Annotated in this window: 17 protein-coding genes; 11 read left to right on the top strand and 6 right to left on the bottom strand. The window is 71.7% G+C overall.

Annotation, left to right across the window (positions count from 1 at the left end; genetic code table 11):
• Positions 1-194 precede the first annotated feature (194 nt).
• Entirely contained in the window at positions 195-2,120 is a 1,926-nt protein-coding gene (locus tag OHS82_RS18470; RefSeq protein ID WP_057584982.1) for an AMP-dependent synthetase/ligase, read from the top strand.
• 36 nt (positions 2,121-2,156) lie between these two features.
• On the opposite strand, the gene OHS82_RS18465 is transcribed toward OHS82_RS18470, so the two are convergent.
• The gene (locus OHS82_RS18465) at positions 2,157-2,675 is read right to left on the bottom strand and encodes a GNAT family N-acetyltransferase (RefSeq protein WP_107105405.1); all 519 of its coding nucleotides are present in this window, start codon (positions 2,673-2,675) and stop codon (positions 2,157-2,159) included.
• 153 nt (positions 2,676-2,828) lie between these two features.
• Between OHS82_RS18465 and kstD the strand changes: the two genes are divergently transcribed.
• Complete coding sequence (gene kstD / locus OHS82_RS18460; RefSeq protein ID WP_328434165.1) at positions 2,829-4,619, top strand: 3-oxosteroid 1-dehydrogenase; 1,791 nt, start codon at positions 2,829-2,831, stop codon at positions 4,617-4,619.
• On the opposite strand, the gene OHS82_RS18455 is transcribed toward kstD, so the two are convergent.
• Both OHS82_RS18455 and OHS82_RS18450 read right to left on the bottom strand, forming a co-directional pair.
• Positions 4,616-5,308 carry a class I SAM-dependent DNA methyltransferase gene (locus OHS82_RS18455; RefSeq protein WP_057584985.1) on the bottom strand — a complete coding sequence of 231 codons (693 nt, stop codon included), beginning with the start codon at positions 5,306-5,308 and terminating at the stop codon, positions 4,616-4,618. The genes kstD and OHS82_RS18455 overlap by 4 nt on opposite strands.
• 231 nt (positions 5,309-5,539) lie before the next feature.
• The gene (locus tag OHS82_RS18450) at positions 5,540-5,743 is read right to left on the bottom strand and encodes a cold-shock protein (RefSeq protein ID WP_003974443.1); all 204 of its coding nucleotides are present in this window, start codon (positions 5,741-5,743) and stop codon (positions 5,540-5,542) included.
• A gap of 288 nt (positions 5,744-6,031) precedes the next feature.
• On the opposite strand from OHS82_RS18450, the gene OHS82_RS18445 reads away from it, so the two are divergent.
• The 5 genes from OHS82_RS18445 to OHS82_RS18425 all read left to right on the top strand — a co-directional run bounded on the left by OHS82_RS18445 (position 6,032) and on the right by OHS82_RS18425 (position 11,585).
• Positions 6,032-6,889: a menaquinone biosynthetic enzyme MqnA/MqnD family protein gene (locus OHS82_RS18445; protein ID WP_057584987.1), complete on the top strand. Its 858-nt coding sequence runs from the start codon at positions 6,032-6,034 to the stop codon at positions 6,887-6,889.
• 38 nt (positions 6,890-6,927) lie between these two features.
• A complete protein-coding gene (locus OHS82_RS18440; RefSeq protein ID WP_057584989.1) occupies positions 6,928-8,778 on the top strand; it encodes a serine/threonine-protein kinase in 1,851 nt (616 codons plus the stop codon).
• A gap of 99 nt (positions 8,779-8,877) precedes the next feature.
• Positions 8,878-9,699, top strand: coding sequence for a prepilin peptidase (locus OHS82_RS18435; RefSeq protein WP_328434164.1), 822 nt, complete (start codon positions 8,878-8,880; stop codon positions 9,697-9,699).
• A gap of 73 nt (positions 9,700-9,772) precedes the next feature.
• A complete protein-coding gene (gene mqnC, locus OHS82_RS18430) occupies positions 9,773-10,972 on the top strand; it encodes a cyclic dehypoxanthinyl futalosine synthase (protein ID WP_328434163.1) in 1,200 nt (399 codons plus the stop codon).
• Positions 10,973-10,979: 7 nt separating this feature from the next.
• Entirely contained in the window at positions 10,980-11,585 is a 606-nt protein-coding gene (locus tag OHS82_RS18425) for a hypothetical protein (RefSeq protein ID WP_057584824.1), read from the top strand.
• Positions 11,586-11,660: 75 nt separating this feature from the next.
• Here the strand turns inward: OHS82_RS18425 and OHS82_RS18420 are convergent, their stop codons facing one another.
• The gene (locus tag OHS82_RS18420) at positions 11,661-12,749 is read right to left on the bottom strand and encodes a chitinase (RefSeq protein WP_328434162.1); all 1,089 of its coding nucleotides are present in this window, start codon (positions 12,747-12,749) and stop codon (positions 11,661-11,663) included.
• Positions 12,750-13,055: 306 nt separating this feature from the next.
• On the opposite strand from OHS82_RS18420, the gene OHS82_RS18415 reads away from it, so the two are divergent.
• The 4 genes from OHS82_RS18415 to OHS82_RS18400 all read left to right on the top strand — a co-directional run bounded on the left by OHS82_RS18415 (position 13,056) and on the right by OHS82_RS18400 (position 18,079).
• Positions 13,056-13,475, top strand: coding sequence for a hypothetical protein (locus OHS82_RS18415; protein WP_079041682.1), 420 nt, complete (start codon positions 13,056-13,058; stop codon positions 13,473-13,475).
• A 19-nt stretch (positions 13,476-13,494) separates the two neighbouring features.
• Complete coding sequence (locus OHS82_RS18410) at positions 13,495-15,801, top strand: bifunctional polysaccharide deacetylase/glycosyltransferase family 2 protein (RefSeq protein ID WP_328434161.1); 2,307 nt, start codon at positions 13,495-13,497, stop codon at positions 15,799-15,801.
• A 461-nt stretch (positions 15,802-16,262) separates the two neighbouring features.
• Positions 16,263-17,351: an acyltransferase family protein gene (locus tag OHS82_RS18405; RefSeq protein ID WP_443061832.1), complete on the top strand. Its 1,089-nt coding sequence runs from the start codon at positions 16,263-16,265 to the stop codon at positions 17,349-17,351.
• 32 nt (positions 17,352-17,383) lie between these two features.
• Positions 17,384-18,079, top strand: a complete 696-nt coding sequence (locus tag OHS82_RS18400) for a demethylmenaquinone methyltransferase (RefSeq protein ID WP_057584828.1) — start codon at positions 17,384-17,386, stop codon at positions 18,077-18,079.
• 25 nt (positions 18,080-18,104) lie between these two features.
• Here OHS82_RS18400 and OHS82_RS18395 read toward each other — a convergent pair whose 3' ends face one another.
• Together OHS82_RS18395 and OHS82_RS18390 are read right to left on the bottom strand one after the other, a co-directional pair.
• Entirely contained in the window at positions 18,105-18,446 is a 342-nt protein-coding gene (locus tag OHS82_RS18395; protein ID WP_079041683.1) for a PASTA domain-containing protein, read from the bottom strand.
• A 104-nt stretch (positions 18,447-18,550) separates the two neighbouring features.
• The gene (locus OHS82_RS18390) at positions 18,551-19,057 is read right to left on the bottom strand and encodes a GNAT family N-acetyltransferase (protein WP_057584862.1); all 507 of its coding nucleotides are present in this window, start codon (positions 19,055-19,057) and stop codon (positions 18,551-18,553) included.
• Between the last annotated feature and the right edge of the window lie 84 nt (positions 19,058-19,141).

The following is a 19,141-nucleotide window of genomic DNA, read 5'->3' as shown; positions in this document are numbered from 1 at the left end:
CGCCGAGATTGCACAGCCCCGACCCCGGAACATCCCGGAACACGCACAAGCCCCACATGTGAGCGCCGTACGATCCCCTACCTAACTGGCGGTAACCCCTTTCATAGGGGGCATCCCGGTTGAACGCGTCGGTGCGCGAAGCACGTACGTCATGCAGCAAGCAGTTTCTTCGCTGCACGCCCAGGGAGCCGCCCGTGTCCACCCCGTACTCAGCCGCCGGCTCGGCCTACGCCGACCCCGACGCTCCTCCCGTCCTCGTGGAACCCGAGACGCGACGACTGGACGGCGCCGTGCGCGAGGCGTCCCTGCCCGCCCTCGCCCGCCCGGTGACGTACGGCTCGCTCGCCGACCTGCCCTACGACAACGCGGCGGCCGTCCCCGAGTCGGTGGTCCTCAGCCGCCGTGGAGCGGACGGGCACTGGAGCGACATCACGGCGGAACGCTTCGCCGCGCAGGTCCACGCCGTGGCCCGCGGGCTGATCGCGGAGGGGCTGGCGCCCGGCGACCGGCTCGCCATCATGGCCCGCACGACCTACGAGTGGACCCTGCTCGACTTCGCGGCCTGGGCGGCCGGCCTGGTCACCGTGCCCGTCTACCCGACCTCCTCGGTCTTCCAGACCCGCTGGATCCTCCAGGACTCCGGCGCGGTCGCCCTCGTCACCGAGACCGCCGGCCAGGCGGCGGCCCTCGGCCCGGAGCGCGACCGGCTGCCCGACCTCCAGCACATGTGGGTCATGGAGAAAGGGCATGTGGACCGGCTGATCGAGGCGGGCGAACGGGTGCCGGACGCCGAGGTCGAGATCCGCCGCGGAATGCTCGTCCCCGACACGCTCGCCACCCTCATCTACACCTCCGGCACCACCGGCCGGCCCAAGGGCTGCGCCCTCACCCACGGCAACTTCTTCGCCGAGGTCGACAACGCGATCGAACTCCTCTACCCGGTCTTCAAGGCCAAGAACGACGACGAGCTCTCCGTCCTCCTCTTCCTCCCCATGTCGCACGTCTTCGGCCGGATGGTCGCCATCGCCTGCATCCGCGCCCGCGTCCGCCTCGGCCACGCCCCGAGCCTGAAGGCGGACCAACTCCTGCCTGACCTGGCGGCCTTCAGACCCACCTGTCTGCTGGCCATCCCGTACATGCTGGAGAAGATCTTCAACACCGCCCGGGCGAAGGCCGAGGCGGGCGGCAAGCTGTCCTCCTTCGACCGGGCCGTGGGCGTGGCCCGCCGCTACGGCGAGGCAGTCGAGGCGCAGAAGACCGGCGCGGGATCCGGCCCGGGGGCCACCCTGCGCGCTGCCCGCGCCCTCTACGACCCGCTCGTCTACCGCCGCATCCGCAACGCCATGGGCGGCAGGGTCCGCCACGCCATCTGCGGCGGCTCCCCCCTCGGCCGGCGCCTCTCCGCCTTCTACCTCGGCGCGGGCATCGAGATCTACGAGGGCTACGGCCTCACCGAGACCACGGGCGCGTCCACGGTGACCCCGCCGATGAAACCCCGTCTGGGCACGGTGGGCTGGCCGCTGCCCGGCACGAGGATCCGCATCGCGGCGGACGGCGAGATCCTCATCGCCGGCGACCACGTGCTGCGCGGCTACTGGGACCCGGCGGCCGGCGGAGTGGTCCCCGGCGCCCCCGACGGCTGGCTCGCCACCGGCGACCTCGGCACGCTCGACGACGAGGGCTATCTGACGATCACCGGCCGCAAGAAGGAGATGATCATCACGGCCGGCGGCAAGAGCGTCGCCCCCGCGCCGCTGGAGAACTGGCTGCGCTCGCACCCCCTGATCTCCCAGGCCATGGTCCTCGGCGACGGCCGCCCCTACGTCTCCGCCCTGCTCACCCTCGACCCCGACGGCCTCACCCACTGGCGGCACATGAACGGCAAGCACCCGGTGCCGGCGGAACTGCTCATCGGCGACGCGGAACTCGACGCGGTGCTCCAGCGGGCGGTCGACGAGGCCAACAAGCTGGTCTCCCGCCCCGAGTCGATCCGCCGCTTCGTCATCCTGCCGACCGACTTCACCGAACAGGCCGGCCACCTCACCCCGTCGATGAAACTCCGCCGCGAGGCGGTCCTCCGCGACTTCGCGGAACAGGTGGAGGGGCTGTACGAGAAGTGATCTCGGCGGGACCCCGCCGGCGGCACCGCCGCCCGGTCAGGGTGCGTCGTCGCGCAGCACGCTGTAGGACAGGCTGTCGCGCCAGCGGCCGTCGCGGAACACGACGCTGCGCAGCACGCCCTCGCGGGTGAAACCGGCCTTCTCCAGCGCGCGTTGCTCGGCGATGTTCTCCACATCGGTGTGCGCCTCGATCCGCACGGCGGGCGTGTGCGCGAACAGGTAGCGGGCCAGCAGGCGCTGGGCCTGCGTGCCGACGCCGCGGCCCTGGGCCCGCGGCAGCAGTTGGATGCCTATGTTCCAGTAGGACGACTGGGGCACGGTGACGATCCTGCGCCAGGCCACGAAGCCGAGCGGTTCCGTGCCGGACGCCACCATCAACTGGCCTCCGTCGACGGACAGCATGCCGTTCTCGGCCCAGCGCCGCCGCATTCGCCCGGGGTCCGTCCAGCCGAACCACGAGAACGTCCCGGCGGCCTCGGGGTCGAGCATGAACTGTTCCAGCATCGGCAGATCGTCCTCGCGGACGGGGCGCAGTCGCACGGTGTCATCGATCACCCGGCCACGCTAGCCCTACGCGGCAGCGGGTGTCTGCGGGTGATGCCGCTGGCGAACTCCCGTGCGCGGCCCTTGACTTCACAAGACCCACGCGCGACATTCCGGTCCCCCCACCCGAATCCATCCATGACGTCCCGGCGGGCTGGAGTGGCCATGACCATGAGCGCGGACCCTGTGAGACCACCCGAGAGCGCACCGCCGCTCAGCCGTCCCTCGCGCAGGACGGTGCTCGGCGCCGCCGCGGGCGGCGGGCTCGTCCTCGCCGCCGGCCGGCCGGCCGCCGCCGCCGACCTGCCCCTGCTCGGCACGTACGACGTCGTCGTGGTCGGTTCCGGCGCGGCCGGGATGACCGCCGCGCTGACCGCGACCCGGCAGGGGCTGAGCTGTGTGGTGGTCGAGAAGGCGGCCACCTTCGGGGGCTCGGCCGCCCGGTCCGGCGCCGGGATCTGGATCCCGAACAACCCGGTGATCCTCGCGGCAGGCGTCCCCGACACCCCCGCGAAGGCAGCCGCCTACCTGGCCGCGGTCGTCGGCCCGGAGGTCCCCGCCGACCGGCAGCGCGCCTTCCTCGCACACGGCCCGGCGATGCTCGCCTCCGTGATGGCCCACAGCCCGCTGCGCTTCCGCTGGATGGAGGGCTACAGCGACTACTACCCGGAGCTGCCCGGGGGCCTCCCGAACGGCCGCTCCGTGGAGCCCGACCAGCTCGACGGCAACCTCCTCGGCGCGGACCTGGCCCGCCTCAACCCCTCGTACCTCCAGGTCCCGGCCGGGATGGTGGTCTTCAGCGCCGACTACAAGTGGCTCAACCTGACCGCCGTCAGCGTGCGGGGCGCCGCTGTCGCCGCCGAGTGCCTGGCCCGGGGCACCAAGGCCGCGCTCCTCGGCCAGAAGCCGCTCACCATGGGCCAGTCCCTGGCGGGCGGCCTGCGGCTCGGGCTGCGCGCCGCCGGAGTGCCGCTCTGGCTCTCCAGCCCGCTCACCGACCTGCACGTCGAAAACGGAGCCGTCGTCGGCGCGGTGATCACCCGCGACGGGGCGCCCGGCCTGGTGCGGGCCCGGCGCGGGGTCGTCGTCGGCTCCGGCGGTTTCGAGCACGACGCGGCGATGCGAGCCCAGTACCAGCGCCGGCCCATCGGCGAGTGGAGCGTCGGCGCGAAGGAGAACACCGGGGACGGCATCCGGGCCGGGCAGCGGCTCGGCGCCGACCTCGCCCTCATGGACGACGCCTGGTGGGGCCCGGCGATCCCGCTCCCCGGCCAGCCCTGGTTCTGCCTCGCCGAACGCACCCTCCCCGGCGGACTCCTGGTCAACGCGGCCGGCCGACGCTTCGTCAACGAGGCCGGCCCCTACAGCGACGTCGTCCACACCATGTACGACCAGAACCCGACCGACCCCGCGATCCCGGCCTGGCTGATCACCGACCAGAACTACCGCAACCGCTACCTGTTCAAGGACGTGGCCCCGACCTTCCCGTTCCCGGCCGACTGGTACAGCTCGGGCGCCGCGCACAAGGCCTGGTCCCTGGACGCCCTCGCCGCCGCCATCGGCGTCCCGGGGCCCGCCCTGCGCGCCACCGTCGACCGCTTCAACTCGCTCGCGCTGCGGGGCGACGACACCGACTTCGGGCGGGGCGACAGCGCGTACGACCACTACTACACGGACCCGGGAGTCCTTCCGAATTCCTGCCTGGCCCCCCTGTGGCTGCCTCCGTTCCACGCCTTCCGCATCGTCCCCGGAGACCTCGGCACCAAGGGCGGCCTGCGTACCGACGCCCGCGCGCGGGTGCTGCGACCCGACGGCTCGGTGATCCCGGGTCTGTACGCCGCCGGCAACGCCAGCGCGGCGGTCATGGGCCACAGCTACGCCGGCGCCGGTTCGACCATCGGACCCGCGATGACCTTCGGCTACATCGCGGCCCTCGACCTCGCCGGGGTGCTCTAGGCGTCCGAACCGGGTTCGGGGGCGGGGGACGCGGCCTCCGTCTCCGGGGGCCTGCGCGCGATGAGGAGTGCCTGGGGGGTCGGCTCGTCCAGGCTCGCGTCCGGCTCCCGCACCGTGCGCGACAGCACGGTGAAGCCGGCCCCGGCCAGCAGCGCGGCCATCGCCTCCGGGCGCCGGCGCTCGAAGTCGAGGGAGACCGGGTGGCCCCAGGGGCGGTGGTGGTGCCGGGGCTCGTCGCCGACCTGGAAGGCCAGCAGGAGATGGCCGCCGGGGGCCAGGACGCGGTGGAGTTCGGCGAAGAGGGCGGGCAACTCGTCCAGCGGGGTGTGGATGGTCGAGTAGAAGGAGACGGCTCCGGCCAGGGCGCCGTCGGGGAAGTCCAGCTCCAGCATCGAGCCCTGTTCGAACCGGATCCCCGGGTTCTCGCGCCGGGCGATCGCCAGCATCGACTCCGACAGGTCGAGCCCGGACACGTCGAGCCCGAGCGAGGCGAGCCGCGCCGTCGTACGGCCGGGACCGCAACCCAGGTCGGCCACCCGGCCGCCGGCCCCGACGAGTTCGGCGTAGGCGCAGAGGACGGCCCGCTCGAGCGGCCTCGCGGCGAGCTCGTCGACGAACAGCTCGGCGTAGTCCTCGGCGACGGCGTCGTAGAACGCGCGCGTGGTGGTGACGAAGTCGGGAGCGGTCATGGGTGGGGAGCTTAAGGAGGCCCTACCGGCACGGGGGCGGTTCCACGCCATTCCACCGAGGACCGAGGGCAGAGGACCGAGGGCAGAGGACCGAGGGCAGAGGACCGAAGGCAGAGGACCGAAGACAGAGGACAACGGGCGGGGGCGGAGGGCAAAGGCAGGAGCCCCGTGCCGAACGGCACAGGGCTCCTTGGGTACTGCTCTCAGACTTGCGATCTCAGGGTGTGAAGATCAGACGGGGGTGACGTTCTCCGCCTGGGGACCCTTCGGGCCCTGCGTCACGTCGAAGGAGACCTGCTGGTTCTCCTCGAGCGAGCGGAAGCCCTGCGCGTTGATCGCGGAGTAGTGGACGAAGACGTCGGGGCCGCCGCCTTCCTGGGCGATGAAGCCAAAGCCCTTTTCGGCGTTGAACCACTTCACGGTTCCGGTAGCCATAAGCCCTCCTTGGGCCCAAAGGGTTGCCCTGCTCCAGAACCCTGCAAGCGTGAAAGCAAGTGCCGCACAACTGCATACGTCTGAAAACGACGAGAGCCCGCGGTTACATGCTCCGCAGGCTCTGTACTGCAAGGGAAACCAAACTGCAACTTGCGGCGAGCCTAGCATGTGGGCAGCCGAAAGCAATAGAGGTCAAGATCACGTCACTCGGACGTTTGAAGATCCATGAAAGGGGTTGACTCGGGGGTCGGAGTCCGCAGCGTACCCGACGGGGTCTAGCCTCGCGATGTGGACAATTCTCGCACCCGGCCGCGCGTCGGCCACATCCAGTTCCTCAACTGCCTGCCCCTCTACTGGGGGCTCGCGAGAACCGGCACGCTCCTCGACTTCGACCTGACCAAGGACACCCCGGAGAAGCTCAGCGAGCAGCTGGTGCGGGGCGATCTCGACATCGGGCCCGTGACCCTCGTCGAGTTCCTGAAGAACGCCGACGACCTGGTCGCCTTTCCCGACATCGCCGTGGGCTGCGACGGCCCGGTGATGTCCTGTGTGATCGTCTCGCAGGTGCCGCTGGACCAGCTCGACGGCGCCCGGGTCGCCCTCGGCTCGACCTCCCGGACCTCGGTGCGCCTCGCGCAACTGCTCCTGGCCGACCGCTTCGGCGTCCGGCCGGACTACTACACCTGCCCGCCCGACCTCAGCCTGATGATGCAGGAGGCCGAGGCCGCCGTCCTCATCGGCGACGCGGCGCTGCGCGCGAACCTGCTGGACGGACCACGGTTCGGCCTGGAGGTGCACGACCTCGGCCGGCTGTGGAAGGAGTGGACCGGACTGCCCTTCGTCTTCGCGGTGTGGGCGGCCCGGCGCGACTACCTGGAGCGCGAGCCCGTCCTGACCCGCCAGGTCCACCAGGCCTTCCTCGACTCCCGCAACCTCTCCCTGGAGGAGGTCGGCAAGGTCGCCGAGCAGGCGGCCCGCTGGGAGGAGTTCGACGAAGACGTCCTCGAGCGGTACTTCACCACCCTCGACTTCCGCTTCGGCGCGCCCCAGCTGGAGGCCGTCACGGAGTTCGCCCGTCGTGTCGGTCCGACCACGGGCTTCCCGGCGGACGTCAGGGTGGAACTGCTCCGGCCCCGATCTGCGTAGTCTCCTACGGAGTCCTGACGGGGGAGGGTGTGGCGCCGATGCAGCCGCTCGGAGACGGTGAACCCACGACGGTCGGGCCCTACCGGCTGCTCGGCCGGCTGGGTTCCGGCGGCATGGGCCGGGTCTACCTCGGCCGCAGCGCGGGCGGCCGCACGGTGGCCGTGAAGATCGTGCATCCGCACCTCGCGCTCGACGAGGAGTTCCGCGCCCGGTTCCGGCGCGAGGTCGAGGCCGCGAGGCGGGTCGGCGGGGCGTGGACGGCGCCGGTCCTGGACGCAGACCCGGAGGCTACGGTGCCCTGGGTGGCGACCGGTTACGCGGCCGGACCGTCCCTGGCCGCCGCGGTCGCGTCCGGCGGGGCGCTGCCCGAGCACTCCGTGCGCGTGCTCGGCGCCGGCCTGGCGGAGGCCCTCGGCACGGTGCACGGACTGGGGCTGGTGCACCGGGACGTCAAGCCGTCCAACGTGCTGCTGACCGTCGACGGCCCGCTGCTGATCGACTTCGGCATCGCCCGCGCGACCGACGGCACCGCCTCGCTCACCTCGACCGGCGTCTCGGTCGGCTCGCCCGGCTACATGGCCCCGGAACAGATCCTCGGCCGGGGCGCGTCCGGCGCCGCCGACGTCTTCTCCCTCGGCGCGGTACTGGTGTACGCGGCGACCGGACGGTCCCCGTTCCCCGGTGACTCGTCGGCCGCGCTCCTCTACAAGGTCGTCCACGAGGAACCGGAACTCGGCTCGCCGCAGGACGGGCTGCGCGGTGAACTGCGGGCGGTCGCCGAGGCGTGCCTCGTCAAGGACCCGGCAGCGAGACCGTCCCCCGCGGAAGTGGCCCGGCGCCTCGGGCCCGAAGGCGCGGCCCGGCTGGTGGCGGACGGCTGGCTGCCGGGAGCGCTGGTGGAACAGCTGGGGCGCAGCGCCGTCCAGTTGCTGAACCTGGAGGGGACGCACGCCGGCGCGGAGCCCGCCGTGTCCGGTCCGGTGGTGTTCGGCAGCGCGCCGACGACGTCGGGGGAGCCCGTGGCAGCGGCGTCGGGCAGGGTCCCGGCGGGCGAGCCACCGGCCTCGCTGGGGGTGTTCGGGCCGCCACCGGTGATGGACGTGATCCCCGCGACTCCGGCGACCCCGCCGACTCCGGCGGACCGGGCCGACCGCCCGGTTGCCGTGCCCGTGCCGACGCCGAGGGACGCCGAGCCTGCGGCCGACGAGGCCGAGCGCTCCGGACGCTCCGAACACGCCGGAGGCTCCGACGGTCGCGGCCGGCTGTCGGTCACCGTGGCGGGCAGCGCGACGCCCGGCGAGGGCGGCCGCGGACGTCGGCTGAGCTGCACCGTCGCGCTGGCGGTCGCGGGCGCGATGGCGGCGGTGACGGTCGGCTCGGTGCTTCTGTTCCAGTGGCTGCCGGGCGACGGCGGCCAGGACACCGAGGCCGGCAGCGACGCGAACTCCCCGGCGCCGACGGCCGCGGCGACCCCCGGCGCCACCGAGGGGCAGTCGCCCGCGGCGAGTCCCGGTGCCACCGGCGGCTCGTCGGCGGCCGCGCTGCCCGCCCGGTACATCGGCACCTGGGAGGGGCAGGCAAGCGGCCTCGACGGCGCCCTCCCGATGGGCACGTTCCGGGTGACGGTCCAAAAGGCGGTCGTGGGCGGGAAACTGGGGGAGCTGCGGCAGACGGACGTGCTCGGCGGCGTCTGCGTCGACATCCTGACGCTGAAGCAGGTGACGGCGAAGGAGGTCGTCGCCACGTCCGTGGGCGCCGCGAACAACCACGGCGGCTGCAATCCGAAGCCGCACCCGGTCCGGCTCACGCCGACCGGCGACGACCTGACCTACACCTCCGAGAGCGCGGCGGAGGGCAACCCGGTCGCACGGATGTCGAAGGTCGGATAGCGGCCCCGGGCAGGTGGGGAGCAGGGAGGTGGGGCGGACGGTGTCGTGCCGAACGTTCCGGCCTCCCGTGTCCCTCCCTTTTCCCTACGATCTCTGACGATGACCACACCGCCCAGCGACCTGACACTGACCGCCGTCGCCGCGCTGTGGGGCGCCGTGACAGGGGCGCTGCTGCCGCGCGCCGCGTACCGCTTCTCCGTGCCGCCGGAGGAGGAACAGGACGAGAACGACGAGCAGGCGGACGGGCCGGACGGGCCGGAAATGCCGGAAGTGCCGGAAGGGCGGGAAGCGGGCGGCGGCTGGCTGGCGGCCTGCCCGGCCGGTCATCCGTTCCGGGGCTGGCTCGGACGCGCATACTGCCGCCGTTGCGCCGACACCGTCGCCCCCGGCGCCCTTCTCCTCCCCGTCCTCACCGCGCTGCTGTGTGCCGCGCTTGCCATGGCGACCGGTGTGCGGCCCGAGTCGGCCGTGTGGCTGGCGCTCGCGCCGGTCGGGGTGCTGCTGGCCGTCGTCGACATCAGGGTGCGGCGGCTGCCCGACCCGCTGACCCTCCCGCTCGCGGTCGCCGCCCTCGCCCTGCTGGGCCTGGCCGCGCTGCTCCCCGAGCACGCCGGGGACTGGACGACGGCCCTGCTGGGCGCGCTCGCCCTCGGAGCCGGCTACCTCGTGCTGCACCTCGTCAACCCCGGCGGCATGGCCTTCGGCGACGTGAAACTCGCGCTCGGCATGGGCGCCGTCCTCGGCTGGTACGGCTGGCCGACCGTCATGCTGGGCACGTTCGCCGCGTTCCTGTTCGGCGCGCTGTACGGCGGCGTGCTGTTCGTCGTGGGTCGGGGAGGACGCGGGACGCTCATCGCCTTCGGGCCGTTCATGCTCGTGGGCACGCTCGCCGGGCTGCTGGTCGGCGCGTACGCGGCCTGAGGTCGGGGCGCCGGGAGGGCTGGCGTAGGCTGGCTCGGTCTGTCCACAACCCTTGACGAAAGGGACGCTCCCGGTGACCGAGAAGGCCGAACTTCAGTCCGTCCTCGACCGTGCCGCCGCCGGTGGGCGGATCACCCCCGAGGAGGCTCTCGACCTCTACCGCGACGCCCCGCTGCACGCGCTGGGCGCCGCCGCCGACGCGGTACGCCGCAGGCTGTACGCGGGAACCGAGCACATCGCGACGTACATCATCGAGCGGAACATCAACTACACGAACGTGTGCGTCACGGCGTGCAAGTTCTGCGCCTTCTACGCGGCCCCCAAGGACAAGGCCAAGGGCTGGACCCGCGACCTCGACGACATCCTGCGCCGCTGCGCGGAGACCGTCGAGCTCGGCGGCACCCAGATCATGTTCCAGGGCGGCCACCACCCGGACTACGGCGTCGAGTACTACGAGCAGCACTTCTCCGCCATCAAGAAGGCGTTCCCGCAGCTGGTGATCCACTCGCTGGGCGCGTCCGAGGTCGAGCACATGGCGCGGATCTCGAAGGTGAGCGTGGAGGAGGCGATCACCCGGATCCACGCGGCCGGCCTCGACTCCTTCGCCGGCGCCGGCGCCGAGCTGCTGCCCGCCCGGCCGCGCAAGGCGATCGCCCCGCTCAAGGAGTCCGGCGAGCGCTGGCTGGAGATCATGGAGACCGCGCACGGACTGGGCGTCGAGTCGACGTCCACCATGCTGATGGGCACCGGCGAGACCAACGCCGAGCGCATCGAGCACCTGCGGATGATCCGTGACGTGCAGGACCGCACGGGCGGCTTCCGCGCCTTCATCCCGTACACGTACCAGCCCGAGAACAACCACCTCAAGGGCCGCACCCAGACGACCCTCTTCGAGTACCTGCGGATCATCGCGGTCGCCCGGCTGTTCCTCGACAACGTCCGCCACATCCAGGGCTCCTGGCTGACCACGGGCAAGGAGGTCGGCCAGCTCTCCCTGCACTACGGCGCCGACGACCTCGGCTCGATCATGCTGGAGGAGAACGTCGTCTCCTCGGCCGGCGCCAGGCACCGCTCCAACCGCCTGGAGATCATCGACCTGATCAGGAAGGCGGACCGCGTCCCGGCCCAGCGCGCCACGACGTACGAGCACCTCGTCGTGCACGACGACCCGGCGAACGACCCGGTCGACGAGCGGGTCATGTCCCACATCTCGTCCACGGCCATCGAGGGCGGCACGGCTCACCCCGAGCTGAAGCTGCTGACGTCCAACTAGCCGCCGCATGCTGACCATTCACGCGGATTCCAGGGACCGGGCGCTGGCCGTCAAGGGCGCGTGGATCGCCGACGCCGGGCCGCTCGCGGAACTCGTCGCCGCTCATCCGGGCGCGCGCGTGCGGACGTGGCCCGGCATCCTGACGCCGGGGCTGATCAACCTGCACGGCAACGAGCTGCTGGAGGAGGCGTACCACCCGGACCCGCGCGAGGCCGACGAACTGGGCGTCGAGCCGCTGACCGGGGATGCGCTGGCGGCCCTCACCATGGACGACGCCCGCTGGAGTGCGAGCGTGCGGCGCTGTGTGCAGCGCATGCTGGCGCACGGCACGGTCAGGGCAGCCTGCGAGGACCTGCGCAACCGCGCGGTGCGGGAGGCCCTGCACCGGTCCGCGCTGGCGGGCATGGGCCGGATCGGACGTCCCGGCGGGACACCCGCGCTCGACCCGTACGCCGCCGGGATCCCGGTGGAGTTCGCGCAGCCGCGGGAGCGGCATTCCGCGGCCCGCTTCGCGGTGTTCGACGTACGGGACGAGGCCGAACTCGCGGAGCGCGGCGCGGGCACCTGCGTGGCCACGGTGGCGGACGGCCGCCTCGTCTACCGGCGCCGGTGAGGGCGCCCCGTCAGGAGCGCGGGAGAGGGCCGCGAGTGCTCCACTCCACCTCAACCTGAACCCCTACCTCCACCTTCACCGCGAGAACGCCTCCGCGAACGCCCCGTCCTCCTGCGCGACCCCACTGCAGTCGGTCAACGCGTCGTCCGTGGCGGTGCCGGCCTCGCACTGCCGATCCCGGAACGTCGCCCACATCGACACCCAGGCGATGCCCTTCTCCTCGGCGAACGCCCGCACCTGGGCCGCGTCGGCGAGCGTGAACGTCTCGTTGTCGACGTCGTTCGTGCCGATCATCGACGTCAGTGCCATCCCCCTCCACGCGCCGGAGTCGTCCGTCCCGAACACCTTCTTCAGCTGCGCCTGCGCGGCCGTCGCCGAGGTGATCGCGTATCCGCCCATGTCACCCGCGTACGACTCGCCGTAGTTCATCGTCATGAGGTTGACGGTGGAGACCTGGACGTCGTATTTGTTCGCCGACGCCAGCAGCGCCAGGCCGGCGGAGTCCAGCCCGGAGGGCATCACCGGGAGCGTGAAGGTGACCTCCAGGTCCGGACGCTCCTTCTGCAGTGCCGCGATCGCCGCGGAGCGCAGGGCGACCGAGTCGGAGTCGGTCAGTTCGTCGCCCTCGACGTCGAAGTCGGCCTGCGTGGAGCCGGCCGCGTCGAGTGCCTCCCCGTACGCCTTCGCGAGCGCCGACGCGCTGTCGCAGGCGGCCGCCAGTTCCGTGCCGGAGGCTCCGCCGAAGGAGACGCGCACCGTGGCGCCCGTCTTCGTCAGCGCGGAGACGCGGGACTTCACCGCCTTGTCCCCGAGCGCGCCGACGCCGTTCCACTTCGGCGTGCAGTCACGGCCGTCGGCGATGACGAACGCCAGGTTGTACGTCGTCGGCGAGCCGGCCGCGTCGTTGGCGGAGGCTTCGTCCGCGCTCACGTAGGGCGCGTAGGCGGTGCCGGCAGCGGACTCCCCGGCACCCGTCGTCGGCGAGCCGCTCGCGGACGGCGATCCGCTCGTCGACGGCGGTCCGCCGGCGGACCTTCCGCCGGCCCGGCCGGTGGCCGCGGGCGCCGCGTCGTCCGACGTGCCGCCGGAATTCGCGGAGCATCCGGCCAACGTCAGGGCGACCAGACAGGCGACCCCGGCCGTCGGCATCAGGAGACTCCTCATTGCGTAAGCACCCGCTCTCGTGATTTCTGCCTCTGACGGAAACAATGTGCGTTCCCGAATTGGGAATGTCTCACATCTCGGCGGATCGCGCGGGAACAGTGGGCACACAGTCGGTTCAGGCATGCAAGCGTGCAAAACGTGATGTCCGCCCATCCAAAAGGGGCAATCAACCCTCCCATGGGGGATCGGGGTTGCGCAGGGCTTTCGGGTATCTCTCAGGGAAGTGACAGATTCGGGTGTTTCTCATGGGTCTCTCACACGCGACGCAGAGTTTGTCCCACATAAAGGCTCCCTAATATCCGGTGAATGCAATCCGAGCCCGCCATCGAAAGCCCTGCCGCGACCCGCGGCAGCCGTCGCAGCCGCAAACGTGACGACGCCTCCGCCGAGGGGCCCGTGTTCGTCGACAGCTCCGGACGCAGGTCGAAGCTGCTGCGCCGGGCAGGTCTCCTGCTGGGCGTCGGCTGTCTCGCGTACGCAGTCGTGCTCGGAGCCGCCTTCATGGGCTGGGGCACTTCGCTGACCCCGTCCTCCCTGCTGCCGTTCGGCAACGGCGGCCCGAGAGGGTCCCAGAACTCCGGCCCCGGAGGCGTCCAGCCGCAGGGCGGCATCGGCGCCCCGCCCGCGAAGCCCACCGGCACCCCGCCCGCCGGCGGCACCGCCGGTGAGCCGCCCGGCTCGGCCCCGACCGCCACCGCCACCACCGCCTCCGCGGCCGCCAACTGACCGGAGCGCAGCCACTTCCATGACGACCACCTCCTCCCGCGGCCGCCGCCGCGCACCGACCCGCATCGAGCGGGCGGCGGGCAAGGCCGCGGCGCTGCAGAAACCACGCGTCATCCTCGCCCTGCTGCTTCTGCTCGCGCTGACCAGCGTGATGCTCCTCGACGGCTATCTGCGCGCCGAGGTCGGCGGCGACCAGCGCGTGCGCACCGGCGCCAGCGACAGCAAGGTGCCCGATGGCGTCCTCGACGGCGGCCCGATCCTGACCTTCCGGGGCGGCCGGGCCACCACGGTCTCGGTGCCGGACAAGACGATCGCGCTGACCTTCGACGACGGCCCGAACCCGACCTGGACGCCCCAGGTGCTGGACATCCTCCGGGAGTACGACGTGCCCGGTACGTTCTTCCTGGTCGGCTCGATGGTCTCGCGCTACCCGGGCATCGTGAGGGACATGGTCCAGCAGGGCAACGAGGTGGGCATCCACACCTTCACCCACGTCGACCTCTCCTACCAGTCCGACGCCCGCGTGCAACGCGAGATGACGCAGACCCAGCTCGCCCTCGCCGGCGCGGCCGGCATCACCACGACGCTGTTCCGGGCCCCCTACTCCTCCGAGACCGACGCCATCGACAACTACAGCTGGCCGGTCTACAAGGAGCTCGGCGAGAACGGCTACACCAGCGTCTTCGTCGACACCGACAGCGACGACTGGAAGAGGCCGGGCGTCTCGAAGATCATCGAGTGGGCCACGCCGGAGGACGGCAAGGGCGCGTCCGTGCTCTTCCACGACGCCGGCGGCGAGCGCTCGCAGACGATCAAGGCGCTGCCCGCGTACATCAAGAAGATGAAGGCAGCGGGCTACACCTTCACCACGATCAGCGGCGCGATGCAGCAGCAGACCGCGGCATCCCGCGGAACCTCCGGCACGGCGACGCCCGACGGCGGGAGCGCGGCCGCCGCCGGCGGTGTCGACGGGACGGGTGAGCCCGGTGGTACCGCCGGCGGGGCGGCCGACCGTCTTCAGGCGGCCCACCGCGAGGCCACCGGGGTGACCCTGTACGAGGGCAAGGCCCTGATCGCGGCGGTCACCCTCGCCGAGTGGACCGTGCCGACGCTGTCGGTGGGGCTGATGATCGTCGGCGTGGCCGTCATGGGCCGGTTCGGGATGATGCTGATCCTGGCCCGCCGGCACCACAGGAAGCGCAACAGGCGCCGCTTCAGCTGGGGCCCCACCGTCACCCGGCCGGTCAGCGTGATCGTCCCGGCGTACAACGAGAAGGAGTGCATCGCCAACACCCTGAAGTCGCTGGCGAAGAGCACCCATCCGATCGAGGTCATCGTGGTGGACGACGGTTCGACGGACGACACCTCCGAGATCTCGCTCGAAGCGGCGGCGGCCCTCGGCATGACGAACGTCCGCGTCCTCCGGCAGGAGAACGCGGGCAAGCCGGCCGCCCTCAACAACGGTGTCCGCAACGCCCGTTACGACATCGTCGTGATGATGGACGGCGACACCGTCTTCGAGCCGGACGCCGTGCACCAGCTCGTGCAGCCCTTCGCGGACCCGAAGGTCGGCGCGGTGGCCGGCAACGCCAAGGTCGGCAACCGTGACACGATCATCGGCGCCTGGCAGCACATCGAGTACGTGATGGGCTTCAATCTCGACCGGCGCATGTACGACCTGCTGCGCTGCATGCCGACCATCCCCGGGGCGATCGGCGCGTTCCGCCGCGAGGCCGTGCTCGACGTCGGCGGCATGAGCGAGGACACCCTCGCCGAGGACACCGACATCACCATCGCCATGCACCGCGCCGGCTGGCAGGTCGTCTACCAGGAGCACGCCAAGGCCTGGACGGAGGCGCCGGGTTCCCTGAAGCAGCTGTGGTCCCAGCGCTACCGCTGGTCCTACGGCACCATGCAGGCGCTCTGGAAGCACCGCAAGTCCCTGACGGACAGGGGGTCTTCGGGCCGCTTCGGCAGGGTCGGCATGCCGCTGGTGGTGCTGTTCCAGATCGTCACGCCGGTCTTCGCCCCGCTGATCGACGTCTTCACCGCCTACTCGATGATCTTCATCGACTTCAGGGCGGCCCTGCTGGCCTGGTTCGCGGTCCTCGGCGTCCAGCTCGGCTGCGCGGCCTACGCGTTCCGGCTGGACCGAGAGAAGTACCGCTACCTGCTGATGATGCCGCTGCAACAGCTGGCCTACCGCCAGATGATGTACCTCGTCCTCATCCACTCCTGCATCACCGCGCTCACCGGCGGCCGACTGCGCTGGCAGAAGCTGAAGCGCACGGGCGAGGTCGGCACCCCGGCCGGGGCGAGCCGATGAACTGGGACCAGCAGCAGGGGCACGGGCAGGGCCCTGGGCAGGGGGCCGGACAGGACCACGGGCCCGGGTACGGGCCCGGGTACGGGCCGGGGTACGAGCAGGGCGACGGGTACGGGCACGGCGAGCGGCAGCCGTACGCGCCCCAGCAGCCGTCCGCCCACCAGGCGCGGTACATCCAGCAGCAGCCGTATCCACACGAGCCCTGCCCTCAGCAGCCGTATCCACAGGAGCCGTATCCGCCGCAGCAGCCGTATGGACAGGAGTACACGGAGATCACGGGCCACCCCGGCCACGCGGACCACACCGACTACGCGGACCACACCGACTACGCGGGCCGCACCGACTACGCGGACCACACCGACTACGCGGGCCGCACCGGCTACGAGGACCGCACCGGCTACGAGGACCGCACCGAGCACGGGGACGAGGGGGAGCAGGGGGACGACGCGGCCCGGGCCGGGCTGGGCGTCGTCGTCGAGCCGGCGGCGGCCGAGGAGACCCGGCCCGAGCCCGCCGCCCCCCAGCGGGACCGGTATTTCGACACCCTCCGTGCCCTGGCTCTGATCAGGGTCGTCACCTACCACACCTTCGGCTGGGCCTGGGCGGCCCTGGTCTTCCCCTCCATGGGCGTCATGTTCGGCCTGGCCGGCACCCTGATGGCGAAATCCCTGGAGCGTCCGGCCCCGAAGGTGGTGCGCAGCCGCCTGCGCCGGCTTCTGCCGCCCTTCTGGTTCTGGGGCGTCTTCGTCGTCCTCGCGATGCTGGTCCACGGCTGGATTCCGGACTGGGAGATCGTCTACTGGGTGGTGCCGCTGGGCGACCCGCCGGGGAACGCCTGGGGCGAGCAGGCCTGGGAGATCCTCTGGTACCTGCGCACCTATCTGTGGTTCGTCCTGCTCTCCCCGCTGCTGCTGCGGCTGTTCCGGCTCGCCCCGCTGCCCGCGCTGGCGCTGTCCCTCGCGCCGGTACTGGTCCTGAGCTTCGTCTGGGCGGGCCCCGACAACCGTGTCGGCACCGCCCTGTGGGACCTGTCGACGTACCTCTTCTGCTGGATGCTCGGCTTCGCACACCGTGACGGCGTCCTGCAGCGCCTGAAGCCCGCCGTGGTGGTCGCGGCGTCCCTGGCGGCGCTCGGGTTCGGCGGGTGGTACGCCTTCGCGCACCAGGCGGACCTCGGCACCTACGACCTCGACGAGAACCCTCTCGCGCAGGCCTTCTGGTCGGCCGGCTTCGTCATGCTGCTGATGTGGGCGAAGGCGTACTTCGGCATCGACTTCGCCAGGCTCACCCGCTTCCGACGGACGAACCGGATCGTCACCGTCTTCAACGCGCGTGCCGTGACGATCTACCTGTGGCACGAGATCGCCCTGATCCTCGCCGTCCCGCTGATCGACCGTTTCTGGGACGTCCCCGCGTTCGAGACGTACCTGCCGCTGGAGAGCCAGTGGTTCATGTTCGGCGTGGGCTGGCTGCTGATCGGCGTCTTCGTGCTGCTGAGCGGATGGGTCGAGGACGTGGCGGCGCGCAAGAAGCCGAGGCTCCTGCCGTGAGCCGGCGGGGGAGGGGCTGACACAATGACCTGGTGACCCGTGCTTCCCTGAACAAGCAGCCCCACGAAGTCGCCTCGATGTTCGACCGCGTGGCGGAACGGTACGACGTGACCAACGACGTCCTCTCGCTCGGCCAGGACCGGCGGTGGCGCAAGGAGGTCGCGAAGGCCGTCGACGCCCGCCCGGCGCAGAAGGTCCTGGACCTCGCCGCCGGCACGGCCACCTCCTCCCTCCCGTTCGCGCAGACCGGCGCGTACGTCGTCCCCTGCGACTTCTCCCTCGGCATGCTCCAGGTCGGCAAGAGGAACCACGCCTGGCTGCCGTTCACCGCGGGGGACGCGACGAAGCTGCCCTTCAGGGACGACACGTTCGACGCCGTCACCATCTCCTTCGGCCTGCGCAACGTGCAGGACTTCGACGCGGCCCTGCGCGAGATGCACCGCGTGACCCGGCCCGGCGGACGCGTCGTGATCTGCGAGTTCTCGCACCCCACCTGGGCGCCCTTCCGCACGGTCTACACCGAGTACCTGATGCGCGCGCTGCCCCCCGTCGCCCGCGCGGTCTCCTCGAACCCGGACGCCTACGTCTACCTCGCGGAGTCCATCCGCGCCTGGCCCGACCAGGCCGCCCTCGCCGGGCATCTGCGCAAGGCGGGCTGGACGAAGGTCGCCTGGCGCAACCTGACGGGCGGCGTGGTGACCCTGCACCGGGGCTTCAAGGAGGCCTGACGGCCGTCATCCCGGTGATCGGCCGTCAACCGGCGATCGCCGCGAAGGGGTCCTTCGGCCGGTCCAGCTCGCGCTCCAGCCCGCCCCCGCCCGGGCGCGGCACGCGCGGTTCGCGCACGCCCGCGCCTCCGCCGCCCTCCCCCTCGCGGAACTCGAACCACACCGTGACGACGGCGCCCACCGGCACCTCGACGCCGGGCGGAGGGTACTGCCGTACGACGTAGTCGACGACCGTGCGAGGGAAGTCGGGCCGGTCCGGCGCGGCCAGCAGCACACCCTGCGCCGCGGCCGCCTCGCGAGCGTCCACGGCCATCAGGCCGACGAGCCTGGGCACACGCACTTCGGGTGTTTTGGGTGGTATGTGCACAGATGTCACCCCCAGCGGTACTGGCAGGGTAACCGCCGGGGGGTGCCGTCCGGAAGCGTCAGGTGTCTTTCCGTAGCCGATGACTGCGGAGAGTGACCGACGCCTCAGCAGGTGAGGCGGTAGCAGTGCGACTCCCGCGTCGACTGCGGCCTCGCGTACGTCTCCGCGAGCCGCATCCCCAGCCGCTCGGCGACGGCGATGGACCGCCGGTTGCCCGCGTCGACCATGGCCACCACCTCCGGCACCCCGGCCGCCCGCACCCGCTCCAGCGTCGACCGGGCGGCCGCCGTCGCGTATCCCCGGCCCCAGTGCTCCCGGCCCAGCCGCCACCCGATCTCGATCTCTCCCCGGGGACCCCAGTCCCGCGGCCACGGCTGCGCGCCGGTGAACCCGATGACCCGGTCGTCCGCGTCCAGCAACGTCCACAGGCAGAAGCCGTACTCGGCGTCGTGACGGCGCTGGCGGGCGGTGAGCTCCTCGTAGGCCGAGAGTTCCGTGGATCTCCCGCCGAAGAACTCCATGACGTCCGGATCGTCGAAGACCCGGTGCCAGGCGACCGCGTCCTCGTCCGTGGGGACGCGCAGCCGTACTACGGGGAGAGCTCGGTTCACGGGGCAGCCCTTCAGCCGGGTGATCAATTCTGCTGAATAGACTGCCCGTGTCCAGTGCCGGTCGGCACGCAGATTCCGAACTTG

The organism is Streptomyces sp. NBC_00425, from assembly GCF_036030735.1.
GTDB lineage: Bacteria > Actinomycetota > Actinomycetes > Streptomycetales > Streptomycetaceae > Streptomyces.
This window is presented reverse-complemented; position numbering and strand designations above follow the sequence as displayed.